Source organism: Aeromonas lacus (genome assembly GCF_000764665.1).
GTDB classification, from domain to species: Bacteria; Pseudomonadota; Gammaproteobacteria; order Enterobacterales; family Aeromonadaceae; genus Aeromonas; species Aeromonas lacus.
Genome location: NZ_JRGM01000032.1, coordinates 1 through 25,746, shown reverse-complemented (window position 1 = coordinate 25,746; position 25,746 = coordinate 1). Strand labels below are relative to the sequence as shown.

The following is a 25,746-nucleotide window of genomic DNA, read 5'->3' as shown; positions in this document are numbered from 1 at the left end:
TTCAGCCATGCGAGCAGGGGCAAGTCACTGCTCGCTCGATGTTTGCGCAAGGACATTCCCATGGAACAGACAATGGCGATGCGCGCCACCCACCTGCGTAGTGATCACCCGCGCTGGCCACTTACCACCGCTCAGGCGGGCATCTGGTTTGCCCAGCAAAAATACCCGCAAAGCCCCGCCTGCAATACCGGCGAGTACTGGCTGCTGGAGGGGGCGCTGGCCCCCCATCATTTCACCCGCGCAGTGCGCCAGACCATCGACGAGATCCCCGGTCTGCACTGCGCCTTTGTGGCCACTGCCGATGGCCCGCAAATGGTGGCCAATCCCGCTTGCGGGCAGTTGGCCGAGTGGGATCTGCGCAGCGAAGCCGATCCGCTCGCAGCCGCGCAGGCCGAGATGCGTGCGCAGCTGGCCGCCCCCTTCAATCTGGCCGGGGGGCCGCTGTTTGCCACCACCCTCTATCGCCTTGGCGAGGGGCGGTGGGCCTGGTTTATCGCCGTGCACCATATCGCCATCGACGGCTTTGGCCTGAGCCTGCTCTGCCAGCGGGTGGCGAGTTGGTATGAGGCGCTCTGTGCCGGCGAGCAGCCAGCACCCTGCCGCTATGCATCCCAGCAGGAACTTTTGGCCGAGGAGGCGGCCTATCAGGATTCGCAGCGCTCCGCGCGGGATCGCGAGTTCTTCGTGCAGCAGCTGGCCGGGGTGGAGAGCCCTGCGTCGCTCTCCCGCCGTCCGGCGCAAGGGCCGGGCCCCACTTATCGTCTTGAGCAGCGGCTTGCTAGCCGCCAGTGGCAGGCACTGGTAGGGCGGGCGAGTCGCTCGGCCTGTCACCCCTACAGCCTGCTGCTGGCAGCAGTGGCCAGCTATGTGCAGCGGATGAGCGGTGCTGGCGAGGTAGTGCTGGGTATTCCGCTGATGGGGCGGCTGGGCTCAGCGGCGGCCGATACCCCCTGCATGAAGGTCAATGTGGTGCCCCTGCGCATCGAGCTGAGTGGCACCAGCCGGGTAGGAGAGTTGCTGGCACAGGTCGAGCGGCAATTTGCCGCCCTGCGCCGTCATCAGGGCTGCCGTCAGGAGTGGTTGCAGCAGCGTCAGCCGGGCCAGCCGCTGTTTGGCCCTCAGGTCAATCTGATGCCCTTTGCCCGCACCCTCAGCTTTGGTGAAGGGCGCAACCAGGTTTGTGGTGAGGTGCAGGTACTGGCGGCGGGGCCGGTGGAGGAGTGCGCCTTCTACTTTGCCGAGGAGGCAGGCGCTATGACCCTGACCCTCGAAGCACATCAGGGGCGCTTCAGCCAACAGGAGAGTGAACGTCATCTGGCCCGACTGGTCGCCTATCTGGCGGCCTGGAGTGAGGCTGATGATGAGGCCCTGGCAGTGCGTTTGCCGCTGTTACTGCCTTGCGAGCAGGCTGAGCTGGCGCGCTGGAACCAAACCGACCATCCGTTGCCGACCACCACCCTGAGCGCACTGCTGGCCGAGGGGCTGGCGGCGGCAGATCAGAGTGCCATCGCGCTGGAGTGTGGCGCCGAGCGTTGGAGTGTGGCCGAGCTGCGCCAGCGCACCCGCCAGCTGGCCAGCTATCTGGCAGGGAGGGGCGTGGGCCCCGGTTGTCGGGTGGCGGTGGTGAGCCCGCGCTCTCCCGAGCTTATTCTCGCCCAGCAGGCAATCATGGCGGTGGGTGCCGTCTATGTACCCGTTGACCCGGACTATCCGGCGGAGCGGATCGGCTACATTCTGGCCAGCAGCGATCCTGCGCTGGTGTTGACCAGTCGCACCTTGCAGATGCCGCTCGATGTGGCAGCGCCACTTGTCTGCCTCGATGCACCCGGTGTGGCAGAGCAGCTGGCGACGATAGACGTGGCGACGATAGCACCTTGCAATCTGCCAGCCCCCAGGCCGGAAGATGCGGCCTATATCATCTACACCTCCGGCTCTACCGGTCGGCCCAAAGGGGTGGTGGTGAGCCACGGCGCCATCGTCAACCGGCTGCTCTGGATGCAGCACATGTATCCCATCGGCCCGGCGGATCGGGTGCTGCAAAAGACTCCGGCCGGTTTCGATGTCTCCATCTGGGAGTTCTTCTGGCCCTTTATGACCGGTGCGCGGCTGGTGCTCGCCAAACCGGGTGGCCACAAGGATCCCGCCTACCTTGCCGAGCTGATTGAGCAGGCCGGGATCACCACCTTGCACTTTGTCCCCTCCATGCTGCAGATCTTCGTCGCACAAGCCGAGCCTGCTCGTTGCCGCGCCCTGCGGCAGGTCTTCTGCTCCGGTGAGGCGCTGCCCGCGGATCTGGTGCAGCGCTGGTATGGGACATTTTCAGCCCCCCTGCACAACCTCTATGGCCCGACCGAGGCGGCGGTGGATGTTACCTGGTATCCCTGCAGGGCAGACGAGGCGGTAACCAGCGTGCCCATCGGCTATCCGGTCTGGAATACCTGCATCCACATTCTCGACCCTTGGTTGCAGCCGGTGCCCCCCGGTGTGGCGGGGGAGCTCTGGATCGGCGGCGTGCAGGTGGCGGATGGCTACTTTGGCCAGCCCGAGCTCACCGCCGAGCGCTTTATTGCCAACCCCTTCGGGGCAGGACGACTCTATCGCAGCGGCGATCTGGCCGCCTGGCGCGAGGATGGCGCCATCGAGTATCTGGGGCGCCTCGATTTTCAGGTGAAGATCCGTGGCCAGCGCATCGAGCTGGAGGAGATCGAGCAGGTGCTGCTGCGCCATCCCCGAGTGGCGCAGGCGGTAGTGTTGGCCCCCGAATTTGCCCCCGGCGATCGCCGTCTGGTGGCCTATGTGGTGACCGCAGATAGCAGAGATCTGACGCTGGCCGAGCTTACACCTGCCCTTGGCGCCGCCTTGCCCGACTACATGGTGCCGGGGCTCCTAGTCACTCTGGCTGAGCTGCCGCTCACTCCCAATGGCAAGCTGGATCGCAAGGGGCTGCCGCTGCCCGATATGGCGTCGGCGGTGGGTCAGTCGCTGCCGAAAACCCTGCTGGAGGAGCGGCTTTGCCGCCTCTTCGCCGAGGTACTGGGGCTGGCGCGGGTCGGCGCCGACGATAACTTCTTTGCCCTCGGCGGCCACTCCCTGCTGGCGGCACAGTTGGTGGTGCGCATTGAAGAGTCGCTTGGACAGGATCTCACTCTGGCCAGCCTGTTCGAAGCGCCGAGCCCCGCCCAGCTGGCGCGCCGTCTTGGCGGCGAGCGGGAGGCTATGCCCATGCTGTTGCCCCTACGGGCGCCCAGTGCGCAGTCGGGCGCATCAGGACCCTCCCTTTTTTGCGTCCATCCCGCAGGCGGGCTCGGCTGGTGTTATGCGCCGCTGGTACCCCATCTGCCGGGCGACATGGCGGTCTATGCCCTGCAGGCGAGGGCGCTCTGCCAGCCGGATGCGCCGTTGCCCGCCAGCTTTGACGAGCTGGCACTCGACTATGTGACCGAGCTGCGCCGCCAGCAGAGCGAGGGGCCCTACTGGCTGCTCGGCTGGTCGCTCGGGGGCATGCTGGTGCACCGGATGGCCGCCATGCTGCAAGAGCAGGGACAGGAGGTGGCCATGGTGCTGCTGCTCGATGCCTACCCCTGTCAGCAGTGGCAGACCCAGCCGTTGCCCGATGAGCAGCGGATGCTCGATGCGCTGCTGCGGATGGGGGGCATTGCGGTTGCGGACGAGGCGCTGGATTCCCTCACTCGCGACCAGGTGGTGGCTCGGCTGGGGGAGGAAGGGAGTGCGCTGGCCATGCTCGACGAGCAGGTGGTGAGCGCCATGATTGAGCTGGTTGGCCACAACAACCGGCTGATCCGCCAGCCAGTCGACTACTGCTATCACGGGGAGGTGACCTTTATCGAGGCGTCAGCCTCCCGCCAGCCCTGGCTGGATGGGCGCGGCTGGGAGTCGCTGACAAAAGGGGAAATCCGCTATGAGCGCTTCCCCTGCCTGCATCAGGAGATGGTGCATCCCGACTGGCTGGCGAAGATCGGCGCCCTTATTTGTGAGCGGGTCGATGGGGTTGGACAACAACCGGACATCCGGCAGGAGGGGGACGCATGACCCCGGTTGCCGCCATCCGTGAGGCCTTGCTGGCGGGCAAGCTGGTGGGGCTGGGGGAGCCGCACTGGCACCCGGATTTTATCCGGCGCCAGCACGCCTGGCTGTGCGATCCGGCGCTCTGGGGAATAATGACCGACCTGGTGCTGGAGTGCGGCAACCGCCGCCATCAGGGCTTGCTCGATGCCTGGCTGGCGGGGGAGGAGAGCTGGCAGGGGGAGCCGCTGACGTTGGCGCGGCTCTATCCGGTCTGGCTCGACTCCTGCGCCTTTCCCGCCTGGATGGCCCCCGAGTTTCCAGCTCTCTTCGCTGCCCTGCGCCAGAGCAATCTGGCGCGTCCTGAACATGTGCGGCTGCGGGTGCATCTCTGCGAGCCCTTATTCGAGTGGCAGGAGATGAACCCGGAGCTGTGGCAGCAATACAACAGGGGGCGGGATCAGGCACTGGCCGACTATCTTCTTGCACTTCCCGCCCGCGGCGTGGTGGTGCTGGCGGGAGCACGTCATCTGCTCAAAGCCGCAGGAGATCCCCACTTTGCTCAGCCGACGCTGGGCAAGTTGCTGGAGGTAGCACGGCCGGGTTGGCTGCATGTGCTTCACCCCTGGCCAATGGTTGATGAGCAGGGGGAAGAGGAGAGGCTATGCGAACTAGCAGGTATCACGACTGCCGACCTCTATCCCCATTGGCCGGCGCATCCGCCGCTGGAGACTCTCATCGATCGGCTGGTGCGCGTGGCTGACAGGGGGCGGGAGATGCGAATTTGCCCCACCTTGCTGGCAGATCCCTGGCGTAGCCACTTGCTGAGCCGCGTTCACCTGCTGCCAGTTGGCATGGCCCGCCAGCTGCAACAGTGGCTGGCGTAACTGCTGATTGAAGTAACAGAAGGGGGAGCAGGCTCCCCTTTTCAATATTTGGCATCCTGTCTTCAGCACTGCAAAGTTGCACCATTTACGGCATACCTTGTCTATCATCGCCGAAAATTCAGCTCCTTCGCTACTTTAAAGAAGTTTCTACTGGTCTTACCTGAGTAAATGTCTTTGCTTTTTATTTAACAAGGTATTTACATCTAAGTGTCACCAGCATCGGTGACGCCTACAACGGCAAGGAGCCAGTTATGACCCATGTCGACATCCCTTTCCTTCGTTACCTCGATGCGGAAGGGTGCCCGGTCGCCACCTTACCGACCTGGCTGGACAAGGCGATACTGCACACTTTCTACCGCAATATGGTGATGGTGCGCAGCTATGACAAAAAAGCGATAGCGCTGCAACGAACCGGCAAACTCGGTACTTTTCCCTCCCATCTCGGCGCAGAAGCCGTGGGGATTGGCATTGGTCTCGCCATGCAGCCGCAGGATGTCTACGTCCCCTACTATCGGGACATGCCCACCCTCTATGTGCGGGGCGTGCCGATGGAGAAGAACCTGCAATATTGGGGTGGTGACGAGCGGGGCAGTTATTTTCTCAAACCTGATGGGACTCCCTCTGAAGATCTCCCCATCTGCGTCCCCATCGCCACCCAGATCACCCACGCCTGTGGCATTGCGTCCGCCTTCAAACTGCGTAATCAACCGCGCGTCGCCGTGGTCACCATCGGCGACGGCGGCACCTCCAAGGGAGATTTTCTGGAGGGGCTCAACTGCGCCGGTGTCTGGCACCTGCCGATGGTCATCATAGTCAACAACAACCAGTGGGCCATCTCGGTGCCACGCAAGTTGCAATCGAGCGCTCCTACGCTGGCCCAGAAGGGGATTGGTGCCGGGGTGCGCAGCCTGCAGGTGGATGGCAATGATGTGGTCGCTGTCTACGATGCCGCTCGCAGTGCCGTTGAGCGGGCCCGCAGCGGCAAGGGACCGACCCTGATCGAAGCGGTCAGCTATCGCCTCGGCGATCACACCACGGCTGACGATGCCACACGCTATCGCGACGGGGCCGAGGTCGAGGCTGCCTGGGCCAAGGAGCCCGTCAAGCGGCTGCGCCAGTTTATGCACAGCCAGGGGTGGTGGGATGAAGAGCAGGAGCAGAGCCTGCTGGCGGAGGCCGCCCGAGAGGTAGAGCAGGCGGTCGCCCGTTATGAGGCGATGGCGCCCCAGCCGCCGGAGGCGATGCTCGATTATCACTATGCCAGCCTGCCCGCCGAACTGCTGTCCCAGCGTGAGCGAGTGATTGCCAAGGGGATGAAACAGGAGGCTGGCCATGAGTGAGATCAGTTTGCTGGAAGCGGTCAACATGGCCCTTCACTACGAGATGGAGCACGACCCGGATGTGGTGGTACTGGGCGAGGATGTGGGGGTCAATGGCGGGGTGTTTCGCGCCACAGTGGGCTTGCGCGACAAGTTCGGTTTCAAGCGGGTGATCGACACACCGCTGGCCGAGGGATTGATCGCCGGGGTGGCGGTCGGCATGGCGACCCAGGGGCTCAAGCCGGTGGCGGAGTTCCAGTTTCAGGGCTTCATCTTCCCCGGGATGGAGCAGATCATCTGTCAGGCGGCGCGGATGCGAAACCGTACCCGTGGCCGCCTCTCCTGTCCCCTCGTCTATCGTTCCCCTTATGGCGCGGGCATTCACTCGCCTGAGCATCACAGCGAGAGCGTTGAGGCGCTGTTTGCCCATATTCCGGGGCTGCGGGTGGTGATCCCCTCCAGCCCGAGGCGTGCTTATGGCCTGCTGCTCTCGGCCATCCGCGATCCGGATCCCGTGATGTTTTTCGAACCGGATCGCATCTACCGCTCGATGAAATCCGAGGTGGTGGATGACGGTATCGGCTTGCCGCTGGATGTCTGTTTCACCCTGCGCCCGGGCCGGGATATCACGGTAGTGGCCTGGGGGGCTTGCATTCAGGAGGTGATGCGGGCGGCGAACCTGCTGGCCGAGCAGGATATCCAGTGCGAGGTGCTGGATCTGGCCACCATCAAGCCGCTGGATATGGAGACCATCCTTACCTCGGTGCGCAAGACCGGCCGACTGCTGGTGGTGCACGAGGCGTGCGGTAGCTTCGGCGTCGGTGCCGAAATTGTGGCGCGGGTGACCGAGCAGGCACTTCCTAGCCTCAAAGCGCCCCCCAAGCGGCTGACCGGCGTGGATGCCGCCGTTCCCTACTATCGCAACGAAGCGTATTACCTCATTACCGAGCAGGATATCGCCTATGCCGCTCACCAGCTGATGGAGAACCAGTGGCTATGAAATTTTTCAAATTACCGGATCTGGGTGAAGGACTGGCCGAAGCCGAGATCGTTGAGTGGAAGGTGAGTGCCGGTGATACCGTCGAGGTCGATCAGGTGCTGTTGTCGGTGGAAACGGCCAAGGCGCTGGTGGATGTACCCTCTCCGGTGGCCGGGGTGATCGCCCGTCTCTGCGGCGCCGAGGGGGATATCCTCCATATCGGTGCGCCGCTGGTGGAGTTCGAGGGGGGTGAGGATGATGGCACCGTGGTGGGCAAGGTGAGCGCCCATCAGCAGCATATCGAGGATCACTTTGTGGTGGGGGCAATTGCCCCCGGTGGCGCACTGGTGCAAGCCATGCCAGCCGTGCGACTGCTGGCACAAAAATTGGGTCTGGATATCGACCGGATTAAGGGGAGTGGCAGCGGCGGCATGGTGACCGAGCTGGATGTGCAGCAGGCATTCGAAGCTCAGCAAAGTAGCGGCAACGAGTTCCTCAAAGGGTCACGACGGGCCATGGCCAAGGCGATGGAGCTTTCTCATCAGACGGTGGTGCCGGTCAGCATTACCGACGAGGTGGATTTGCGTCACTGGCGCCCTGATGAGGATGTGACGGTGCGCCTTATCAAGGCCATTGGCGTGGCGTGCTGCGCTGAGCCCTCGATGAACGCCTGGTTTGATGGTGAAACTCTATCACGGCGGCTGTTTAAAGAGGTCAATGTGGCCATTGCGGTGGATTCCAAGCATGGCCTCTATGTGCCGGTGATGGAGAACGTGGCAGAGCGGGAGGGAACCGATCTGCGCCAAGGGTTGGATCGGATGATCGCCGATGTGAAGGCGCGCGCCGTGCCGCGCGAGATGTTGCAGGGGGCGACTATTACGCTCACCAACTTCGGCGCCATCGCGGGTCGCTATGCCAGCCCCATCGTGACACCGCCGCAGGTGGCCATCATAGGGGCAGGCAAGCTGTTCGAGAAAGTGGTGTTCATCCATGGTGAAGCACGCCCCGTCAGGGCGTTGCCGCTGTCGATGACATTTGACCACAGAGCCTGTACCGGCGGCGAGGCGGCACGCTTCCTCAAGGCACTGGTACAAGCGCTGGAAGCGCCGACCCTGTAACGGTTGTGCCCTGCCGTTGGCAGGGCACAAATTTGTTTGCGTAATCTACAAAGCCACGTATAATCCTAGGCAGCTTGAAAGGGCGATAGTTATGTCAATGAATTTGATGTTTTACATCTTTTCCTGTTGTTCATAAATTAATCCCGTTTTTTGAGCTTTACCCGCTGAAAAGCATAAGTAATTATTTTGAATACAGGTTTAAAGATATGTCTAACATGATCACCGGTACCGTTAAGTTTTTCAACGAAACCAAAGGTTTTGGCTTCATCCAGCAAGAAAACGGCCCGGACGTTTTCGTTCACTTCAGCGCCATTCAAGGTAACGGTTTCCGTACCCTGGCTGAAGGTCAGCGCGTACAGTTCTCTGTGACCCAAGGTCAGAAAGGCCCGCAGGCTGAGAACGTAACTGCTCTGTAATTCTTACAGAATTTAAGAAAGCCGTGGTGCCCTTGGTACCACGGCTTTTTGTTTATATGGCCTTTTTTCCTGACTCATACGGTGTGTGAATCATGTTCCAGACCCTGTTACTCCTGACTGCATTGACCCCGATTGTGGATGAGCCCGTGCCGGTACAGGCAGCTATGGAGGCAGAGAGGGTTTGCCAGCAGTTTGTCCATGTGCGGCTAGGTGAAGAGCGGCTACCGGACGAAATTGAGGCCCGCCAGATCCCCAACAGGGAGTCAGAGTGGCTGGTCGATGGCAAAGTAAAAGGACCCGAAGGTCCTTTGCTGTTTGCCTGTCATCTCCATCAGGGAGAGCGCTGGGAGCTGCTCAACTTTTCGCTGTGGGCTCCTCAGCCGGTCAAAGCGGTTTGAGTGCGACCAGCAGGTGCTGCAAATGCTCTACCATGGTCATGCCAAACGGGGTGAGGTAGCCGCCATCTTCGGCACTGATGAGCCCCTGCTGATGCAGGCGAACCGCTGCCTGGCACAGCTCTTCAGACATGTCGCTGCGTAATTTGATGCCCAGGCTCATGTTGGCCGGATCAAAGCATGCCAGTATCTTCAACTGGTTTATTACGTCATCAGAAATCTGATCGATACCAATCATGGATCTACTCCTTACGCTAAAGATGTATGCAAACTAGCACTCCCGGATCCACTTTAGTGGGCGCTGGTTCAAACTATTGGTCTTTGTCTCTGTCGTACCCTGCCGAGTGCTGTTTTTTTGGGCGTAATCAGATGGTTGCCACTTCTCCCTACAAGCCCCTCACCATGCCAAACGTGATAGGATAGAGCCCTCCTGTTAACCGGACGGTTCGCTTGCGGCTGTTCGCCCAGCTCAAGGTATTGCTCATGGTCAAGATCACTCTGGTATCCCTGCTGCATTCACACTCTGCCGGTTTTCCGGTCTACCCCGTCTCGCTGTTGACCTCCTTGCTGGAGAGTCATGAGGGTGATCTGTGGTTGCCTGCCCGCAATGGGAGCGATATTGCCCAGCTGCGCAAGCATGCCAAAGGGGCTCAGGCCCGTGAACTGGCGAGTCTCGATGCCGGCTGGTGCGACTTTGCCACCGGTAAGGAGGGCGCGACTGCCGAGCTGGATGCCTTGGCCAACTACGATGCCGAGATGATGGAGAACCTGCAGATGTATTGGCACAGTGCTGCCAAGATCAACAGTCCCATCAGTGACAACCTGTTCGAGCTGCGCCGCGAAGTGGTCGATGAAGCGCACGGCGCCAAACTGGCGACAGCCTGGCTGGCGCAGCAGCAGCTTCGCTTTGAGCAGTTGATGAGTGCGGCGGCAAGTGGTCGGGATCAGCTCTGCTTTGTCGAGGTCGAGTCAGCCTACTGGCTGCGGCAAAAACTGAGTGAAACGCCGGATGTGGAGCTGATCACCCCGGCGTTTTAATCCGGCCAATGTGGCTATCCTGACTTTTTTATCCGGCTCCCTGCTCTATCCTTATGGGCGTTCTGTTTCCCCCGTCTGGCGTCAGGGGGCGGCAGGCTGGACAAGCTGACCACAAGATGTGAACATGGCGCCCTTTATCGATTGAGAGAGACTTGGCCAATGAGCTATGAACTGAGCGACACCGAGCGCAATGCCGCGCTGCAACTGAACGCTGACTACCGTTACGATCACTTCATCAGCAAGCTGGTCGAGCATGAAGAGCTGTTTGTGCTGACCGATGAGCACGGCGTCATGATGCTGACTACCGACGATGAAGATTGCATCCCGGTATGGCCGCATCCGGAATACGCCAAGGCGTGGGCCGAAGGGGAGTGGGCCGAGTGCAAGCCGCAGTCCATCACCCTCAAGGTGTGGCTGGATCGCTGGATCGACGGCATGGAGCAGGACGAACTGTGCGTCGCCGTGTTCCCGACCCCGGATCAGGAAGGTATCGTGTTGGAGCCGGCCGACATCGCCGACGCTATTGCCCAGAAGCAGGCCAAGCGCGGCTAATCGCCTCCAGCTTGACGCGAGCAACTCAGGTTGCAAAAAACCAGGTTGCAAAAAAAGACCCCGCCAGTGTGCGGGGTCTTTTGCTATCTCTGCCGCTGGCTCAGGGCTGCTTGAAGCGGGTATCGACCTGAGTAACGGGAGGGAAGCTCTGGCCGCTCTTGATGGCCTCCAGCGTTTCACTTTTTACCTGTTCGTCGATCCAGAACAGACCGCCATAGCTGTAACCACTGTTGCCGCCATCGAGGGGCCAGTGGAGCAACTCGCTCTTGGGCGTAGCGGGGACCTTGGGCAGTTTTATCCAGCGCCAGGCGCCATCCCGGGTGTAGGGCACCTGATAGGTGGGCACGAAGCTGGCAAGCTCATAGAGTCGCTGCTGGATCTGGCGCGACAGCTCGGCCTTTTTGCCAAAATCGAATGCCTTGTCGTACTGCTCTACCAGGGCGGTCATCGCCTCGTCATCGATGTTCATGATGTTGTTGGTCTGCGGCTTGTGGGCGTTGATCTTGTGAAAGTGCTCCCAGTAGGCGGGGTAGCGGCCAGCGCTCCAGGCCATCCAGGCACTCTGGTGCTTTTTCTCCAGCATCGACTTGAAGCCGGCCGAAGCATCCATCAGGTTTAGCTCCAGATTGAGTCCCGCCTTCTTGGCCTCTTCCCGCAGCAGGGTCAGGCGCTGGGCGTGCTCTGCCGTGGTGTAGGTGATGGTCAGGGTGAGTGGCTCTCCCTTGCCGTTTTGCAAAATACCGTCAGGGCCGGCGGAGGTGAAACCTGCCTTGGCAAAGTAGGTGCGAGCCAGTTTGGGATCGAAGGGCCGCGCCTTGAGATCGGTGTTGGTAAAATCTCCCTGACCCGCGCCGTAGCTGTTGAGGCGCTGATAATCCCCGCGCAGCAGGGTGGTGAGCATCTTGTCGATGCTGAGGGCGTGCTGGATGCCGAGCCGCACATCGAGATTGCTCAGCAGCGGATCGGCGGTATTGAGATAGAGCCCCGTGGGGGATTGCGGGGTCTGGTTATAGAACCAGAGCCGCTCGATATAGCCCTTCTCGAACTCCGGCGTTTTGCTCTTGTCATGCCACCAGTTGGGCATCACCAGCGGGAAGGTATCGAGCTCGCCGCGCAGGAAGTGCTGCCAGGCGATGTTCTGATCCCTGATCACCTTGATCTCGAGTCGCTCCGGATTAAAGCGGCGCTGGAAGTAGCGCTCGTCATCGCCCCACCAATCCTTGACCCGCTTGAAGGTGATCGATTTGCCCTTCTTCACCTCGTCGAGCTGGTAGGGGCCGGTGACCGGTAGCACCTTCCAGTTGTACTCCTTGACCCAATTGCTGGTGAGCTTGATGGCGTGGCTTGGCTCCGGGCTGATGGGCAGTGACTCCAGCAGATCCTGGCGGCTCTTTGCGGTGCCGCTGGTGATGGAGAGGGTGTGGTCGTCAAAGCGGGTCACATCGACAATCTGGGTACTGTAGTAGTTGTTGTACCAGGGATCGTTTATCTCCTTGCTGCGCATCATCTTGAGGGTAAACACCCAGTCATCGGCGGTGACCGGTTGGCCGTCCGACCAGCGAGCTTTCGGGTTGATGCGAAAATAGAGGGTCTTGTTGTCGGAGCCGAAAGCCCATTCACTCGCCAGCATCGGCATGGGGTTTCCGCTAATGGGGTGAGTGGCCAGCAGCGGCAGGTTGGTCTCCCTGACATAGGCGGCAAACGCACCGTTGGAGTCAGGCCCGAATTTGCGCAGGGTGAGGGGGAAGCTGGTGACGAAGTCGCGGAATGTCCCCCCCCGTTTGGCAGCAGGATCTGCGTAAACGGGATCCGTGTTGTTGCTCTCCCACTTCAAATCGGCTGGCAGAGTGGCGCTCCAGCCGTAGTGACTCAAACAGAGGGTCAGGGTGATGGCACTGGTGCGAAGAAGGCGCGGAATGATCCGGGATCCGGCGGTGAATGTCGATGGCATATCCTTGCTCTCCTGATAGCTGCGTCCTGCAGGTCACCTGATGGTGGCTTCAGCCCCGTTGGGGACAGGCTCATGATGGAAATTTTCCTCGCCCCGGTCAATGGCGGCGGGCAAATAAGGGGTCAGGCGGCAGCCTGCGGTTTGAACCAGCGCAGCCGTCCGCCCAGCAGATGTACCACAAAGCCGAGTAGCACCAGAGCTGAGCCCAGCCACTGCAACGAAGTGGGATGCTCGTCCAGCAGCAGGGCTGCCGCCACCATGCCGACGCAGGGCACCAGCAGGGATAGGGGGGCTACCTGCGCCACCGGATAGCGCATCAGCAGCCGCCCCCACAGGCCGTAGCCGAGCCAGGTGGCGACAAAGGAGAGATAGAGCACGCACAGGAAACCTTGCCAGCTGATATTGAGCAGGCTGCTCGCCATCAGCTCGGGCCCCTCGAACAGCCAGGATAGCGCGAGGAAGGGGAGGATGGGCACCAGTCCACCCCAGGCGATAAGGCTCGGCAGTGTAGTCTGATAGCGCAGCCCGATCTGGCGATTGATGACGTTGCCAAGGCCCCAGCAGGCGGCCGCGCAGAGGGTCAGCACGAAGCCGAGCAGGGTCAGATTGCCTTCGCCATGGGTGGCGATGAGATAGAGGCCGGCCCCCGCCAGCGGCAGGGCCACCCAGTGGTGGGGTTGCCAGCGCTCACCCAGCCAGATCATGGCGAACAGCAGGGTGAACACCACCTGGGATTGCAGCACCAGCGAAGCCATGCCAGCCGGCATGCCGAACTTCATGGCGCAGAACAGAAAGGAGAACTGGCCGAGGCTGATGGCACCGCCATAGGCCAGCAGCCAGCGCCACGGCATGGCGGGTCTGGGGACCAGCAAGATGGCGGGGAAGACAACGCCGATAAAGCGCAGCGCCCCAAGCAGCAGAGGGGGGATGCCCTCCAGCCCCCACTTGATGGCGACGAAGTTGAGCCCCCAGCAGAGGATGACCAGAGCGGCCAGAAACTTGTCCTTGGTGTGCATGCTGCGTCCTTCGGTCTGTGGCCCGGGAGAGGCCAAAAGAGGACGAGCATACCCCAGCCTCTGTGGGCGCCGTCAAGCTGCAGGACGGGATAGCGGCTTGACAACGGGTGGCAAGGTGCGATTCAGGCGGCGACGCAGTGTACTGTGATGCCGCGCGCGGCCAGGGTGGCCCGCATGGGGGCAGGCAGGGCGTCGTCGGTGACCAGCACGCCGATCTGCCCCGGCGTACCGAGCGGGCTCGGGTGGATGGCGCCGAACTTGCTGCTGTCGGTGATGACCACATTGGTCACCCCCTTGGCCAGCACGCTATTGACCACGTCGGCCCGCATCATGTCGCGGCCGGTGAAGCCCATCTCGGGATGAAAACCGTCTACCCCGATGAAGGCCTTGGAGAAGTGCACCTGCTCGATGCACATCCGGGTCAGCGGCCCCACCACGCTCTCGCTCTGATGCTGGAACAGGCCGCCGAGCAGCACTACCTGAGCCTGGGTGTCGCGCAGCAGGTGGGCAATGTAACTGCTGATGGTGATGATGGTGACCCGCTTGTGCAGGGCCAGATGGCGGGCCAGCAGGGCGTTGGCGCTGCCCCCCTCGATAAAGACCGTCTCGCCATCCTCCACCAGCTGGGCGGCCCGCTCGGCGAGGCGCTCCTTGAGCAGGTAGTTGATGTTCATCCGGGCATCGGGGTCGTCGCTCTCCAGCGCCATGGCCGAGCCGTGCACCCGCTTGAGCAATCCCTGCTTTTCGAGCGCAGTCAGGTCGTTACGCACCGTCACCTCCGAGACCCCGGTACGTTGGGAGAGCTCGCTCACGCTCATCTTGCGGGCCTGATGGACCAGGGTGAGGATCAGTTGGTGGCGTGGGTTCATGGGACCTCGCTGGTTGACAGTGGATAGCGGCAAGCCACCCCGCGGGTGGCTTGCCGGTCATAAAGGGGCACAGCTGCCCCTGGTGGGGCCCGTCAGAGACTGTGCTCGGTTCGGGCGATGATATCATCTTGCGCATCGGGGGATAAGGCAGTGAAGAAGGCTGAATAGCCTGCCACTCGCACCACCAGATCCCGGTACTGATCGGGATGGGCCTTGGCCGCCAGCAGGGTTTCCCGCGAGACGATGTTGTACTGCACGTGCCACCCCTTGTGTACCTCGAAGAAGGTGCGCAGCAGGCTCATCAGCTTGGCCTTGTCCCGTTCGTTTTCAAGGCTTGCCGGGCTCAGCTTCTGGTTGAGCAGCACCCCGCCGAGGATGGCCGCCGTGGGCAGCTTGCCGAGGGAGTTGAACACCGCCGTGGGGCCGAGGCGATCCGAACCCGACGAGGGGCTGGCCCCTTCTGCTAGCGGGGTGCGGGCGTGGCGGCCATCCGGGGTGGCCATGGTGGCTGCACCAAAAGGCACGTTGGCCGAGATGGAAGAAGTGCCCGCATAGTAGGTGCCGCCGATGGGGCCGCGCCCGAAACGGGTGTTGTGCAGTCCCTTGAGCTCGTCGATGTAGCTCTGGTAGGCCTGTACCAGCAGCATGTCTACCTCGTCCAGATCGTTGCCATATTTGGGGGCGGCATTGGTGAGGCGCATGCGTAGCTGCTCGCCTTTGACCCCGGCAAAATCCTGCTCGAGCGCTTCGGCCAGCTCACGCTGATCCACCACCCCCTGTTCGAACACCAGTTTCTTCAGGGCCGCCAGACTGTTGCCCAGGTTGGCGATCCCCACCTGCAGGCCGGAGACCCAGTCATAGACGGCGCCCCCCTGCTTGATGGTTTTGCCGCGCTCGATGCAGTCATCCACCAGGGCGCTGCAGAGGATATCGTGGGCCTGGGCTTCCAGCACGCTGTCGACCACGCAGTCGATCTCGATGGACTTGCGGGTGAAGTAGCGTACCTGCTCGTCCCAGCGCGCCATCACCTCGTCGAAGTGGCCGAAGGTGCCGTCCCGCAGTGACTGGGACTGGGGCAAAAATACCTTGCCGGTGGTGGCATCGCGGCCGCCATCCAGCGCCGCCAGCAGGATGCGGGCGAAGTTGATAAAGCTCATGCCGGTGCAGCGATAGCCCCACTTGCCGGGCACTGCGGTCTCGATGCAGCCGATGGCGGCGTAGTGGTGGGCATCCTCCTCACTGACGCCGAGCTTGATGAATTCGGGGATCACCACCTCGTCGTTGTTGAAGGCGGGCATGCCAAAGCCACAGCGGATCACCTGAATGCAGGCGTCGAGAAAATCCTCGCTCATGCCGGCGTGGTAGCGCACCGAGAGGTTGGGCTGGGTCGAGCGCAACTGGCCACAGGACTCCAGAATCGCGTAGGAGAGACCGTTGACCGCGTCATGGGCTTTGCCCCCCTGCCAGTTCTGGCCGCCGATGGTGACGTTCTGATAGAGCGGGCTGCCGGCGGATGCCTTGGAGTGGGTGCCGGAGCGGATCTTGTTCACCTCCAGCAACTTGAGCCAGCACCCTTGCAGCAGTTCGATGGCACGCCCGCGCGGCAGGGATTCCGACAATTCCACCTCGCGGCGATACCAGGGATAGAGGTACTGGTCCATCCGGCCAAACGACACCGAGTGGCCGTTGGATTCGATCTGCAGGATGAGCTGGATGAAGTAACAGAGCTGCAGCGCCTGCCAGAAGGTCTCGGGGGGCTGGTGGGCGATGTGGGCGCAGTTGAGTGCTATGGTCTCAAGTTCACTCCGGCGCTCGGGGCGCGATTCCTGTGCTGCCATGTCGCGGGCCAGCGCGGCGTAGCGTTCGATGTGCTGGCTGACGGCATCGAAGGTAATGGCGACGGCCTGCAAAAACTGCTCGCGTTGCAGATCGGCCCAGTCAGCCAGATCGAGCCGGCTGCGCCGCTCGGCCACCTTGGCCTTGAGGCCATCGAGACCGAGGGTGAGCAGCTGCTCGTAATTGACTGCAAGGTGGGCATCCCCCGAGGTCATGTTGCCCTCGGCCTTGATGATGCCGCTCTCCAGCAGTCCCTTCTGTTCATCGGTAAAGAGGCCATAGCAGCGATCCTGTACCGTCTGGCCGCGCCAGAAGGGGGTGAGAGTGTGGATGATCTGCTTGTCTCTCATGCTCACCGCAAAGCCGGCGCCGGGGCGGTCGGCCAGCTCATCGATCTCCTTCTCGATCCAGCCCACCGTGTATTCGGGAAAGAGCGGCGCCGCCCGCACCTGACTTGCCTGGTTGCCGACGATGAGCTCGTCGTGCTTGATCCAGATGGTGCGCTCCTTGAGGTGGTGGGCCAGCGCCAGAGCGCGGCGCACCGGCAGCGGCCGTGCCAGATGGGCTTGATAGGCCTCGGTGTAGTGACGGGCGCGCTCGGTGCAGACCGGCGGTTGGACGATGTGGATCAGGCTCTCCTTGTGGGCACGGATCCGCGGGGGCAGGGTAGTGAGGTCGAGCTGGGTCATGGTCTTATCCTCTGGTCATTGTGCTGTGAGTGGCTGATGTCATGGGGTGTTGCTAGCCCCGGGTGAACGGGGTCAGCCTCTGCTCACGGGCACACTCATGGGCAAAGGCGAGCAGTGCCGGGTCATCGAGTGGCTGCAGGGGGGCCTGATAGGGTTGGTCGAGCAGGGCGTACTTGCCCGCGCCCAAGGTGTGGTAGGGGAGAAAGTGGATCTCCTGCACAGTGCCAAGGCTGGCTGCGGCCTGGGTGATGGCTTCTATGGATGCGCGGTCGGCATTGAAACCGGGGATGAGCGGCACCCGGATCTGCATCGCCACGCCGCGCTCGGCCAGACGCTTAAGGTTGGCCAGAGGCAGGGCGACCTTGCCGCGGGTCCAGTCGAAGAAGCGCACTTCATCCACATGCTTGAGGTCTGCCAGCAGCAGGTCGAGGTGGGGGAGGCTTGGTTCAATCTGGTGCCAGGGTACGTGCAGGCAACTTTCCACTGCGGTATGGAGCCCCTCGGCTTTGCATCGGGCCAGCAGGTTGGCAGCAAATTCGGGCTGCATAAAGGGCTCTCCGCCAGAGAGGGTGACTCCGCCGCCACTGTGCTCGAAGAAGGGGCGATCCCGCAAGATGGTGGCCATCAGGGTGTCCAGGCTCTCCTCCCGGCCGCACACCTGCAACGCTTCGCTCGGGCAGAGGCCGCGCAGCCGTTCCACATCCTGATTGCTGAGGGCAGAGCGGACGAGCTGGACACCCTGACTGTCACGCAAGATTGCCGGACAGGCATCGCTGCAGAGCCGACATCCCTCGATGCATTGGCGCCGGTCGAGTAGTATGTCCGGCTTGGGAGAGCGGCTTTCCGGGTTTTGACACCAGCGACAGGCCAGCGAGCACCCCTTGAGAAATACCAGGGTGCGAATGCCGGGGCCATCGTGAGTTGAATATCGTTGCAGGTCGAAAATCATACCGCCTCCTTTTGTATTTGCATTCTATTTGCTTTCGTTCGAAAGTTGATTTGATTTTGATCAAATAAAGCGCGGATGTTATTTCGCTAAAATGGCGACAGATTGAACATCCCTTTAAGGAGTCAGAGATGGAGCTTTATCTCGATACTGCCGATGTGGCTGCGGTGCGCCGCTGGTCACGGATCCTGCCGCTGGCTGGCGTCACCACCAATCCGTCCATTACCGCGGCAGGCGGCATGCCGCTGACCGAGTTGCTGCCCGCCTTGCGGGAGGTGCTTGGGCCCAAGGCGCGGTTGTTTGCCCAGGTGATGGCCAAAACCGAGACCGAGATGGTGCGCGAGGCGTTTGCCCTGCGTGAACTGGACCGGGACCTGGTGATCAAGATCCCGGTATGTGAAGAGGGATTGGCAGCCATCAAGACCCTGACTGCCAACGGGGTGCCGACGCTGGGCACGGCGGTCTATACCCCGCTGCAGGGGTGGCTGGCGGCGGTGGCGGGGGCTGAATACGTGGCACCTTATGTCAACCGGCTGGATGCGCAGGGGGGCGACGGCATTGCCACCGTGCAGGAGCTGCAACAGCTGCTGGCGCTGCATGTTCCGGGCAGCAAGGTGCTGGCGGCGTCGTTCCGCACGCCGCGCCAGGCGCTCGACTGCCTGCTGACGGGCTGCCAATCCATCACTCTGCCGCTCGACGTGGCCGAGCAACTGCTGAGAGTGCCGGCGGTAGACGCGGCGCTGGCGAAATTCGATCAGGATTGGCAGCAGGCATTTGCCTGAGCCTGATTGAAGGCAAGATGATGGGGTGGCAGAGGGCTAAGCTATAAAGGAGAGCCCGATGTGACGGGCTGGTGTCGATGGCTGACCGGAGGTGCCCCATGAGCGACCACTCCCTGCTGCCCCATGGTGAAGATCTGCGCCGCGCCGTGCGCTGGCTCAGCGAGCACCATCAACACGATATTCGAGCCATCGAAGAGGCGTGTATCCGTTTTGATTTGTCGCCACTGGATGAGGAGTTTCTCATCCAGCATTGCGCCGAGCGGCGGCGAGAAGGCGAGCCAGGCTAGACGGAGCGGATTTAGACGAAGTTGGCCAGATTGATGCCAAACTCCTTGGGATCAACCGTGTTTTCGATGGTTTCCTGAACCCCGTTTTTGGCGAGATCCAGCCACTGCACATCAAGGTAGTGGCGCTGGGTCGCGTGATAGATCACCTTGACCACCGGCTTGAGCGGCTCCTGCTGATTGCGCTGCATGACGATGGCCAGCCGCTGGTTTGACAGCTGCACCAGCGTACCCACCGGATAGACCCCCATGCATTTGATGAACTTGGTGACCAGCTCGGCATCGAAGTGGTTGTGCAACCCCTTGAGCAGGATGCGAAACGCCTGGGTCGGCTGCATTCCTGCCTTGTAGACCCGATCCGCAGTGATGGCGTCATAGACATCAACAATCCCGCTCATGCGGGTATAGAGTGAGAGCTGATCGCCTTTCAGACGCCGCGGATATCCGGTGCCATCGAGCCGCTCGTGGTGGTTGGCGGCCACTTCCAGCATGGTGGGGGTGATGCCTGGTGTGTTGCTCAATATCTCGTAACTGTGCACCACATGCTGGCGCATGATATCGAACTCCTCGTCAGTCAGCTTGCCCGGTTTGTTGAGCACCTCGTCGGGCGTCATGATCTTGCCCACATCGTGCAGTAACCCCCCGAGCGTCAGCTCCTTGAGCACGCTGCGCTCCAGTCCCAGATAGCGGCCAAAATTGGCCAACAGGATGGCAACGTTCATGGAGTGCTCCATCAGGTAGGCATCCTTGGCGCGGATGCGGGCCAGACAGAGCATGGCATCGCCGTGAGTAAACATGGTGTCTACCATCTCTTCGGCGACTTCGGCCAGCGGCGTGATATCGATGGGTTCGCCCGCCTTGAGGTGGCTGATGAACTTGCCTTGCAGCTCGCGCGCTTCCTGATAGAGGCGGCGGATCTTGAGCTCCTTGCCCTCACCGTTGGCACTGACCCGGCGTCTGGCCTGATCGCTGCCGTTGCCAAGCTCCGGCGAAGCGACCGCTTCGCTCTCGGCATGACCCAGCTTGCTGCGGGAGAGATCGATCCGCACCGTGAGTACACCCTGACGAACCAGATTGGCAATTTGTCCCTGAGTGGTGACCAACCCCATCTGGGCAATTTCCATCCCGCCGGTCTGACTGGCAATAGCGATGACATACATGCCGGGTTTCAGCTGATTGACGGGGATGACAGGATAGGATGCTTGAGACTTCATGGCGGCTTCCCGAGATTTATTATTATGAGTATCGCCCGTGATGGGTCATAGCGCAGTGTAACATCGGATGGCCACTTCGTCACAATTGGCCGCCCGTTAACAGTGGCGTTGTCGCCCCCGCCAGATATAATGTTGCCCCTTTACTTTTTGGACTCCGAGGTTGTGAATGCGGCTTGATAAATTTCTGTGCGACTGTTCCGATTTGACCCGTTCGCTCGCTGGCAAACTGATCCGTCAGGGTGAGGTCATGGTGGATGGCATCGTGGTCAAGCAGCCCGCTTTTCATATCAACGAAGAGAGCCAGATCGAGTTCGACGGCGTTGTCCTGACGCTGGATCGCCGCAATCGCTACTTCATGCTGCACAAACCCGAGGGATATGTCTGCTCCAACGAGGATCCCGATCATCCGACCGTTTTCTTCCTGATGGATGAGCCCTCCATGGGCAAGCTGCACGTGGTGGGGCGCCTTGACCTCGACACTACCGGCCTGGTGCTGGTGACCGACGACGGTCAGTGGTCCCATCGCATCACTTCTCCCCGCCACGAGTGTGCTAAGACCTATCACGTCTGGTTGGCCGATCCGGTGAGCCCCGATGCGATCGAGCTGTTCGCCGAAGGGGTATACCTGCGTAACGAGACCGATAAAACTCGGCCTGCCCAGCTTGAGTTGCTGGGTGAGTGCGAGGCGCGCCTCACCATTCATGAGGGCAAGTACCATCAGGTGAAGCGGATGTTTGCCGCCATCGGCAACAAGGTGGTGGGTCTGCACCGCGAGCAGGTCGGCGGCTTGGCGCTGGATGCAGATCTGGCGCCCGGCGAGTACCGTGAACTCACGGCCGACGAGATCGCTCTCTTCTAAATCCTCCCGGGTGTCAGTGGCCGCTGGCACCCAGTACCAGCACTGTGCCCAGCGTGGCGAGCAGGGTTCCGCACCATGCCGCCGCCGAAGGCCGTTCCCCCGAGTGCCACCACAAGAGCGGCAGCAGGATCACCGGCGTGGTGGAGGATAGAATCGCCACCATTCCCACATCGCCGTGTCGCAATGCGAGCAGGATCAGCGTCATCCCTAGCGCCATGGCCAGAAAGCCGTTGATGGCGATCATGCCGAAGATTTGACGGTTGATGGGACGAAATGGTCGGGTCAGCGGCAATCCGGTCAGTCGGAATGCGCAGTGGGCCAGCAGGGCGCTGACCATCCTGACTCCCGATGCACTCACCGCATCGACGTTGCCGCTCATCATGACCGGCTTGGCGATGATGGCGCCCAGACTCTGACAGAGGGCGGCGGTGAGGCCCAGAGCCACGCCGATAGCCAGACTTCCCCGTATCCGCTCCCATTCGCTGCCACTGCTGCGCCGACCAAACAGGATGGCCAGCATGACGCCGGCAAAGACCAGCAGGGCGCCAGCCAGTCGCGAGCCGGTCAACTGTTCGTTGAAGATCCAGAGCCCGAGCAGGGCAGAGAAGAGGGCATGGCAGGAGAAGAGCAAACCGCTGCGCCGCGGGCCGAGCCGGTTCATGCAGGCGTAGAGGGCGGTATCGCCGATAAAGATACCGATCAGTCCGGACAGGGCGAGTAGGGGAAGGGCGCTGCCGGAGAGGGTGTGCCAGCCGCCAGTCAGCAGACTGATGCTGCCAAGCATCAGGCTGACCAGAAACATCCGCCAGCGGCTATAGGCAAACGGGCCCAGATGGCGGGCTGGTTTGACCGAAATCAGGGCGGCAACTGCCCATAAACTGGCCGATGCGAGAGCCAGCCACTCATAACCCATAAAAACTCCCGAAAAAATTAACCCTAAAGACTCCATCTCCGGGGCAAGCCCGATACAATACGGGGCGTTTTCGGGGATAACAAGGGCGGCATCAGGCATTCATCAGGCGCGCCGTCGGCCTTCCCCTCCTGCAGTGGTTTTATTCGAGGTTTTGTCATGAGGTATGGTCTCTTCCCCCGGCTGGCGCAACGCTGGCTTTCCCCGCTTTTGCTCGGTGTGCTGGCGCTACCGCCGGCATACGCCACTACGGTGGAGATGGCGCCCCGCTTGTCGGATCGGCAGGTGCTGGTCAAGGGCAATGGCGGTGAACCCGACTCTCTGGATCCGGCGTTGATGCGCAGCGGTTTTCCCGGGGAAGAGGTGCTGGTGGATCTCTTTGAAGGTCTGGTCAGCGAGGATGGCCAGGGACGCATTGTTCCTGCCCAGGCTGCGCGTTGGGAAGTTAGCGAAGATGGCCTCGAATGGCGGTTTTTCCTGCGTCCACAGTTGAAGTGGTCCAATGGTGATCCGCTGGTTGCCGATGACTTTGTCTACGCCTGGCGCCGGCTGCTTGATCCTGCCCTCGGCTCTCCCTCGGCGACCTTGCTACTGACTGCCGGGATCAACAATGCCCAGTCCATCTATGCCGGTGCGCTGGAGCCCGCCAATCTCGGGGTTGAGGCGCAGAGTGACCAGATTTTGAAAGTTACTCTGGAGCGACCGGTGCCCTATTTCCTGCAGCTCATCAGCCAGCTGCCATTTGTGCCGGTCAATCAGAAGGCTATAGCTCGTTTTGGCAAACAGTGGACCGAGGCCGGCAAGCTGGTGAGCAATGGTGCTTATCGCTTGGCAAGCCGGGTGACCAACGAGCGGCTTGAGGCGGAGCGCAACAGCAATTACTGGAATGATCGCCATACCCGTATTCAGCGAGTCACCTACCTACCCATCGCCTCACAACATGCCGAGCGCTTGCGTTATGAAGCGGGCGAGATACAGCTGACCAACCGGGTATCGCCCGACTATTACCAGAAGATGAAGCAGAGCGATCCGCTGCGAGTCTGGGGATCGCCGTTGTTGGGTACCTATCTCTATACCTTCAACGTGCGCCGCCCCGAGTTGCAGGATGTGCGGGTGCGCCAGGCGCTCTCCATTACCATCGACCGCTATCAGTTGGCCAAGTCGGTGATCGGCCAGGAGGAGCTGGCGGCCTGGTCTCTGGTGCCTGATATGCCGGGTTACTCCCACCTCTCTCTCCCTGTTGCACTGGAGGATCAGATGACCCGCCAGGCCAGGGCCGTTGCATTGCTGACCGCAGCCGGTTACAGCAGTGCTCATCCACTCAGGCTGAGCATTACCTACAACACGGCAGATACCCACAAGAAGATAGCTACCCTGATTGCCGATATGTGGCGTCAGTTGGGGGTTGAGGTCACGCTCAACAATCTGGAGTGGAACAGCTATCAGGTTGCCAAGGATAGCGGTGATTTTCTGGTGGCAAGAAGCTTTCTGTTCGGTGATTACGTCGAGCCCTCGGCCATGTTGAACAGTTTCCGCTGCCAGGATCTGCGCAACGAGAGCGGTTACTGCAATCCCGATTTTGATCTGTTGCTGGAACAGGCGGTCAGTACTCTGGATGAGAAGAGCAGGGTTGCACTCTATCAGCATGCCGAACAGCTGCTGATGGAAGAGGCGCCTATCATCCCCGTGTATCATTACAATCAGATGCGACTGGTTGATCCCACTTTGCACGGGTTGCCCAGCCAGAATCTGAAAGGGACGATTGCCACCAAGGATCTCTATTTCGGCCCGCTGTAAGGAGCACTTCATGAAACTTGCCATTATTTCCGACATTCACGGCAGCATCACAGCGCTGGAGCTGGCGTTGTCACGGCTGGACTCCTGGCAGCCCGACCACTACCTGTTGCTCGGCGATCTGCTCAACCACGGCCCGCGCAATCCCGTGCCTGAAGGATACAACCCGGCCGCAGTTGCCGAGCGGCTCAACGAGCTGGCCCCCTATATCATGGCGGTGCGTGGAAATTGCGATTCCGAAGTGGATCAGATGTTGCTTATGTTTCCCATCACAGCCCCTTACAACCAGCTGCTGGTTGATGGGCGCCGCTGGTTTATGAGCCACGGGCATCTCTACCGCCCCGATGAGGTGCAACTGCCTGCGGACAGTGTATTTTTGAGCGGCCATAGTCATGTTCCGGTACTGGAGCGGCAGGGAGACCAGATCTTGATGAATCCGGGCTCCATCTGTTTTCCACGCGGTGAACTGCCGGCCAGTTATGGCTGCTATGAGGCGGGCGTACTGAGCGTCAAGAGTTGTGTCGACGGGCGAGAATTACTGCGACTGGCGCTGTAGGTCTTATTGATTGCAGAAAGTGGCAAGGCCCGATTCGTCGAGAGTCAGGCCTTGATACCGAAGGAGCGGGTGCCTGAGCGGGTATTGCCCTTGGCATCGTAGGTGAGGCTGTTGCGATCGCGCAGCTGGCTCAGAAAGCTCGCAAGACGGCGATTGGAGACAATACTGAGCTCCAGCAGTCGACCGTTGAGGTCATTTTGTTCCTGACAGGCATCCAGTTTTTCCCGGAGCCGGGTCATCTCGTCAGGATAAGCTGCCAGTTGCTGAGCCAACTCAGGCAATTGGGCCAGCTGTTTATCCAGACTCTCTATCTCAGCAAGCAGCAGCTGTTTTCGCTCGGTGAGTTCAGGCAGGGCCAGTGCCTGATGCTTTTCGAGCAAGGAGAACTCCTCTTCCAGAATGCTTTGCATCTGGCTGAGGTGTTCATCCTGGGTGTGCAGTAACGAAGGCAGATCCATCATCCGAGAACTTTGTCCAGATTGGTCTCAAAGCTGAACATCTTTTTGGCCACAGCTTCGCTGTTAACCTGATATTCGCCACTGGCAACGGCTTTCTTGAGCCGCTCGACCTTGCTTTCGTTGCCGGTAGAGGCCGTATTGAGATTCTGCTGCATCTTTTGCAATTGTTGGGCCTCACTGGTCAAGGAGACGGAGTCCAGCTTGACTGCAGCCGCTTTATTTTCGGGCTCTGGCGAAGAAGAGGTGACTGACTTGCTGCCTGTCCCCTGGCTGCTAACGGTGTTTTGCAACCGATTATTCGCCAAGTTGTTGATATTGTTGATGGCCATTTGAGTTACCTTCGTCTGCTTTAAGGTTTGCTTACCTGTTTATCGGTGCGACAGGTCAAAACTTTAGAAAAAAGTTGGTGATAAACCCGACATTTAAAAAGTGACCGTTACGGCACCGACTGCACTGACTTTTCCTTCGACAGTTTTTCCGGAGCGAATATTAACAAGCTTGATGATCTCTCCGAAGCTGCCATCTTGCAAGGCTCGGGCCATGGTTTTGATCTGGAAGCTGCTATTTTCGGCTGTCAGAGTGACCTGATCACCTTTGCACACTACACACACCTGACTCAAACGGATTGGTTGCCCCGGTTTGATTTCTCGTTTGCTGCGTACGCCGACCAGCATGCTCATGTCGGTCAGGTAGTCGCCGCGGATCAGCGTCTGATCCTGATAACCCAGTTGCAGCTGGCTTTCACTCAATAGGTCGCCTTTGGCAATCGGAGCGTTGACCGTTACATAGGGCTTCTGGATGCTCACTCGTACCGGAAGATAGACATCCCAGGGTTTGTCTTCCTCACATTTCAGG

Annotated in this window: 25 protein-coding genes; 14 read left to right on the top strand and 11 right to left on the bottom strand. The window is 60.8% G+C overall.

Going from position 1 to position 25,746, the window contains the following annotated elements; translation table 11 throughout:
- The first annotated feature begins 60 nt into the window (after positions 1 to 60).
- The 7 genes from LG31_RS0105140 (at position 61) to LG31_RS0105110 (ending at position 9,140) form a co-directional block, all read left to right on the top strand.
- On the top strand, positions 61 to 4,050 hold the full coding sequence (locus LG31_RS0105140) for a non-ribosomal peptide synthetase (RefSeq protein WP_033113429.1): 3,990 nt from the start codon (positions 61 to 63) through the stop codon (positions 4,048 to 4,050).
- Positions 4,047 to 4,910 carry a hypothetical protein gene (locus LG31_RS0105135; protein WP_033113428.1) on the top strand — a complete coding sequence of 288 codons (864 nt, stop codon included), beginning with the start codon at positions 4,047 to 4,049 and terminating at the stop codon, positions 4,908 to 4,910. The genes LG31_RS0105140 and LG31_RS0105135 overlap by 4 nt, the downstream gene beginning before the upstream one ends.
- Before the next feature lie 251 nt (positions 4,911 to 5,161).
- Positions 5,162 to 6,250, top strand: a complete 1,089-nt coding sequence (gene pdhA, locus LG31_RS0105130) for a pyruvate dehydrogenase (acetyl-transferring) E1 component subunit alpha (RefSeq protein ID WP_033113427.1) — start codon at positions 5,162 to 5,164, stop codon at positions 6,248 to 6,250.
- Positions 6,243 to 7,229: an alpha-ketoacid dehydrogenase subunit beta gene (locus tag LG31_RS0105125; RefSeq protein WP_033113426.1), complete on the top strand. Its 987-nt coding sequence runs from the start codon at positions 6,243 to 6,245 to the stop codon at positions 7,227 to 7,229. The genes pdhA and LG31_RS0105125 overlap by 8 nt, the downstream gene beginning before the upstream one ends.
- Positions 7,226 to 8,326, top strand: a complete 1,101-nt coding sequence (locus LG31_RS0105120) for a dihydrolipoamide acetyltransferase family protein (protein ID WP_033113425.1) — start codon at positions 7,226 to 7,228, stop codon at positions 8,324 to 8,326. Before LG31_RS0105125 ends, LG31_RS0105120 begins: the two co-directional genes overlap by 4 nt.
- A gap of 206 nt (positions 8,327 to 8,532) precedes the next feature.
- Entirely contained in the window at positions 8,533 to 8,742 is a 210-nt protein-coding gene (locus LG31_RS0105115) for a cold-shock protein (protein WP_005302803.1), read from the top strand.
- 92 nt (positions 8,743 to 8,834) lie between these two features.
- A complete protein-coding gene (locus LG31_RS0105110; RefSeq protein WP_033113424.1) occupies positions 8,835 to 9,140 on the top strand; it encodes a hypothetical protein in 306 nt (101 codons plus the stop codon).
- Here the strand turns inward: LG31_RS0105110 and LG31_RS0105105 are convergent.
- Positions 9,127 to 9,375, bottom strand: coding sequence for a TIGR02647 family protein (locus LG31_RS0105105; RefSeq protein ID WP_033113423.1), 249 nt, complete (start codon positions 9,373 to 9,375; stop codon positions 9,127 to 9,129). The genes LG31_RS0105110 and LG31_RS0105105 overlap by 14 nt on opposite strands.
- 245 nt (positions 9,376 to 9,620) lie before the next feature.
- On the opposite strand from LG31_RS0105105, the gene LG31_RS0105100 reads away from it, so the two are divergent.
- Together LG31_RS0105100 and LG31_RS0105095 are read left to right on the top strand one after the other, a co-directional pair.
- On the top strand, positions 9,621 to 10,175 hold the full coding sequence (locus LG31_RS0105100) for a hypothetical protein (RefSeq protein WP_033113471.1): 555 nt from the start codon (positions 9,621 to 9,623) through the stop codon (positions 10,173 to 10,175).
- Between the two features lie 159 nt (positions 10,176 to 10,334).
- Positions 10,335 to 10,727: a DUF2750 domain-containing protein gene (locus tag LG31_RS0105095; protein ID WP_033113422.1), complete on the top strand. Its 393-nt coding sequence runs from the start codon at positions 10,335 to 10,337 to the stop codon at positions 10,725 to 10,727.
- A gap of 100 nt (positions 10,728 to 10,827) precedes the next feature.
- Here the strand turns inward: LG31_RS0105095 and LG31_RS0105090 are convergent, their stop codons facing one another.
- From LG31_RS0105090 to LG31_RS0105070, 5 genes are all read right to left on the bottom strand, one after another.
- Complete coding sequence (locus LG31_RS0105090; RefSeq protein WP_033113421.1) at positions 10,828 to 12,678, bottom strand: extracellular solute-binding protein; 1,851 nt, start codon at positions 12,676 to 12,678, stop codon at positions 10,828 to 10,830.
- A 122-nt stretch (positions 12,679 to 12,800) separates the two neighbouring features.
- Entirely contained in the window at positions 12,801 to 13,694 is an 894-nt protein-coding gene (locus LG31_RS0105085) for an EamA family transporter (RefSeq protein WP_033113420.1), read from the bottom strand.
- A 122-nt stretch (positions 13,695 to 13,816) separates the two neighbouring features.
- Positions 13,817 to 14,563: a DeoR/GlpR family DNA-binding transcription regulator gene (locus tag LG31_RS0105080; protein ID WP_033113419.1), complete on the bottom strand. Its 747-nt coding sequence runs from the start codon at positions 14,561 to 14,563 to the stop codon at positions 13,817 to 13,819.
- Positions 14,564 to 14,655: 92 nt separating this feature from the next.
- On the bottom strand, positions 14,656 to 17,088 hold the full coding sequence (locus LG31_RS0105075) for a formate C-acetyltransferase/glycerol dehydratase family glycyl radical enzyme (protein ID WP_033113418.1): 2,433 nt from the start codon (positions 17,086 to 17,088) through the stop codon (positions 14,656 to 14,658).
- A 52-nt stretch (positions 17,089 to 17,140) separates the two neighbouring features.
- Positions 17,141 to 18,037 carry a glycyl-radical enzyme activating protein gene (locus LG31_RS0105070; protein ID WP_033113417.1) on the bottom strand — a complete coding sequence of 299 codons (897 nt, stop codon included), beginning with the start codon at positions 18,035 to 18,037 and terminating at the stop codon, positions 17,141 to 17,143.
- Between the two features lie 128 nt (positions 18,038 to 18,165).
- On the opposite strand from LG31_RS0105070, the gene fsa reads away from it, so the two are divergent.
- Both fsa and LG31_RS0105060 read left to right on the top strand, forming a co-directional pair.
- On the top strand, positions 18,166 to 18,816 hold the full coding sequence (gene fsa, locus LG31_RS0105065) for a fructose-6-phosphate aldolase (RefSeq protein WP_033113416.1): 651 nt from the start codon (positions 18,166 to 18,168) through the stop codon (positions 18,814 to 18,816).
- Between the two features lie 98 nt (positions 18,817 to 18,914).
- Positions 18,915 to 19,103, top strand: coding sequence for a hypothetical protein (locus LG31_RS0105060; RefSeq protein WP_033113415.1), 189 nt, complete (start codon positions 18,915 to 18,917; stop codon positions 19,101 to 19,103).
- Between the two features lie 11 nt (positions 19,104 to 19,114).
- On the opposite strand, the gene LG31_RS0105055 is transcribed toward LG31_RS0105060, so the two are convergent.
- Positions 19,115 to 20,314 (bottom strand): HD-GYP domain-containing protein, encoded by a 1,200-nt coding sequence (locus LG31_RS0105055; protein WP_033113414.1) that lies wholly within the window; start codon positions 20,312 to 20,314, stop codon positions 19,115 to 19,117.
- Between the two features lie 166 nt (positions 20,315 to 20,480).
- Between LG31_RS0105055 and rsuA the strand changes: the two genes are divergently transcribed.
- Positions 20,481 to 21,173, top strand: coding sequence for a 16S rRNA pseudouridine(516) synthase RsuA (rsuA, locus tag LG31_RS0105050; protein ID WP_033113413.1), 693 nt, complete (start codon positions 20,481 to 20,483; stop codon positions 21,171 to 21,173).
- Positions 21,174 to 21,186: 13 nt separating this feature from the next.
- Here rsuA and LG31_RS0105045 read toward each other — a convergent pair whose 3' ends face one another.
- On the bottom strand, positions 21,187 to 22,086 hold the full coding sequence (locus LG31_RS0105045; RefSeq protein WP_033113412.1) for a DMT family transporter: 900 nt from the start codon (positions 22,084 to 22,086) through the stop codon (positions 21,187 to 21,189).
- Positions 22,087 to 22,242: 156 nt separating this feature from the next.
- Here LG31_RS0105045 and LG31_RS0105040 point away from each other — a divergent pair, with 156 nt between their 5' ends.
- Positions 22,243 to 23,880 (top strand): peptide ABC transporter substrate-binding protein, encoded by a 1,638-nt coding sequence (locus LG31_RS0105040; protein ID WP_033113411.1) that lies wholly within the window; start codon positions 22,243 to 22,245, stop codon positions 23,878 to 23,880.
- 10 nt (positions 23,881 to 23,890) lie between these two features.
- Positions 23,891 to 24,433, top strand: a complete 543-nt coding sequence (gene yfcE, locus LG31_RS0105035; RefSeq protein ID WP_033113410.1) for a phosphodiesterase — start codon at positions 23,891 to 23,893, stop codon at positions 24,431 to 24,433.
- Positions 24,434 to 24,477: 44 nt separating this feature from the next.
- On the opposite strand, the gene LG31_RS0105030 is transcribed toward yfcE, so the two are convergent.
- The 3 genes from LG31_RS0105030 to flgA form a co-directional block, all read right to left on the bottom strand.
- Positions 24,478 to 24,894 carry a flagella synthesis protein FlgN gene (locus tag LG31_RS0105030; RefSeq protein ID WP_033113409.1) on the bottom strand — a complete coding sequence of 139 codons (417 nt, stop codon included), beginning with the start codon at positions 24,892 to 24,894 and terminating at the stop codon, positions 24,478 to 24,480.
- Positions 24,891 to 25,220: a flagellar biosynthesis anti-sigma factor FlgM gene (gene flgM / locus LG31_RS0105025; RefSeq protein ID WP_033113408.1), complete on the bottom strand. Its 330-nt coding sequence runs from the start codon at positions 25,218 to 25,220 to the stop codon at positions 24,891 to 24,893. Before flgM ends, LG31_RS0105030 begins: the two co-directional genes overlap by 4 nt.
- Positions 25,221 to 25,313: 93 nt before the next feature.
- Positions 25,314 to 25,746, bottom strand: a 433-nt coding sequence (gene flgA / locus LG31_RS0105020; protein WP_033113407.1) for a flagellar basal body P-ring formation chaperone FlgA, incomplete at its 5' end; no start/stop codon positions are given.

What these genes read in the sequence shown, in the direction of transcription:
- LG31_RS0105140 (WP_033113429.1), top strand. Translation starts at nt 61, where the DNA reads ATGGAACAGACAATGGCGATGCGCGCCACCCACCTGCGTAGTGATCAC.
- LG31_RS0105135 (WP_033113428.1), top strand. Translation starts at nt 4,047, where the DNA reads ATGACCCCGGTTGCCGCCATCCGTGAGGCCTTGCTGGCGGGCAAGCTG.
- pdhA (WP_033113427.1), top strand. Translation starts at nt 5,162, where the DNA reads ATGACCCATGTCGACATCCCTTTCCTTCGTTACCTCGATGCGGAAGGG.
- LG31_RS0105125 (WP_033113426.1), top strand. Translation starts at nt 6,243, where the DNA reads ATGAGTGAGATCAGTTTGCTGGAAGCGGTCAACATGGCCCTTCACTAC.
- LG31_RS0105120 (WP_033113425.1), top strand. Translation starts at nt 7,226, where the DNA reads ATGAAATTTTTCAAATTACCGGATCTGGGTGAAGGACTGGCCGAAGCC.
- LG31_RS0105115 (WP_005302803.1), top strand. Translation starts at nt 8,533, where the DNA reads ATGTCTAACATGATCACCGGTACCGTTAAGTTTTTCAACGAAACCAAA.
- LG31_RS0105110 (WP_033113424.1), top strand. Translation starts at nt 8,835, where the DNA reads ATGTTCCAGACCCTGTTACTCCTGACTGCATTGACCCCGATTGTGGAT.
- LG31_RS0105105 (WP_033113423.1), bottom strand. Translation starts at nt 9,375, where the DNA reads ATGATTGGTATCGATCAGATTTCTGATGACGTAATAAACCAGTTGAAG.
- LG31_RS0105100 (WP_033113471.1), top strand. Translation starts at nt 9,621, where the DNA reads ATGGTCAAGATCACTCTGGTATCCCTGCTGCATTCACACTCTGCCGGT.
- LG31_RS0105095 (WP_033113422.1), top strand. Translation starts at nt 10,335, where the DNA reads ATGAGCTATGAACTGAGCGACACCGAGCGCAATGCCGCGCTGCAACTG.
- LG31_RS0105090 (WP_033113421.1), bottom strand. Translation starts at nt 12,678, where the DNA reads ATGCCATCGACATTCACCGCCGGATCCCGGATCATTCCGCGCCTTCTT.
- LG31_RS0105085 (WP_033113420.1), bottom strand. Translation starts at nt 13,694, where the DNA reads ATGCACACCAAGGACAAGTTTCTGGCCGCTCTGGTCATCCTCTGCTGG.
- LG31_RS0105080 (WP_033113419.1), bottom strand. Translation starts at nt 14,563, where the DNA reads ATGAACCCACGCCACCAACTGATCCTCACCCTGGTCCATCAGGCCCGC.
- LG31_RS0105075 (WP_033113418.1), bottom strand. Translation starts at nt 17,088, where the DNA reads ATGACCCAGCTCGACCTCACTACCCTGCCCCCGCGGATCCGTGCCCAC.
- LG31_RS0105070 (WP_033113417.1), bottom strand. Translation starts at nt 18,037, where the DNA reads ATGATTTTCGACCTGCAACGATATTCAACTCACGATGGCCCCGGCATT.
- fsa (WP_033113416.1), top strand. Translation starts at nt 18,166, where the DNA reads ATGGAGCTTTATCTCGATACTGCCGATGTGGCTGCGGTGCGCCGCTGG.
- LG31_RS0105060 (WP_033113415.1), top strand. Translation starts at nt 18,915, where the DNA reads ATGAGCGACCACTCCCTGCTGCCCCATGGTGAAGATCTGCGCCGCGCC.
- LG31_RS0105055 (WP_033113414.1), bottom strand. Translation starts at nt 20,314, where the DNA reads ATGAAGTCTCAAGCATCCTATCCTGTCATCCCCGTCAATCAGCTGAAA.
- rsuA (WP_033113413.1), top strand. Translation starts at nt 20,481, where the DNA reads ATGCGGCTTGATAAATTTCTGTGCGACTGTTCCGATTTGACCCGTTCG.
- LG31_RS0105045 (WP_033113412.1), bottom strand. Translation starts at nt 22,086, where the DNA reads ATGGGTTATGAGTGGCTGGCTCTCGCATCGGCCAGTTTATGGGCAGTT.
- LG31_RS0105040 (WP_033113411.1), top strand. Translation starts at nt 22,243, where the DNA reads ATGAGGTATGGTCTCTTCCCCCGGCTGGCGCAACGCTGGCTTTCCCCG.
- yfcE (WP_033113410.1), top strand. Translation starts at nt 23,891, where the DNA reads ATGAAACTTGCCATTATTTCCGACATTCACGGCAGCATCACAGCGCTG.
- LG31_RS0105030 (WP_033113409.1), bottom strand. Translation starts at nt 24,894, where the DNA reads ATGATGGATCTGCCTTCGTTACTGCACACCCAGGATGAACACCTCAGC.
- flgM (WP_033113408.1), bottom strand. Translation starts at nt 25,220, where the DNA reads ATGGCCATCAACAATATCAACAACTTGGCGAATAATCGGTTGCAAAAC.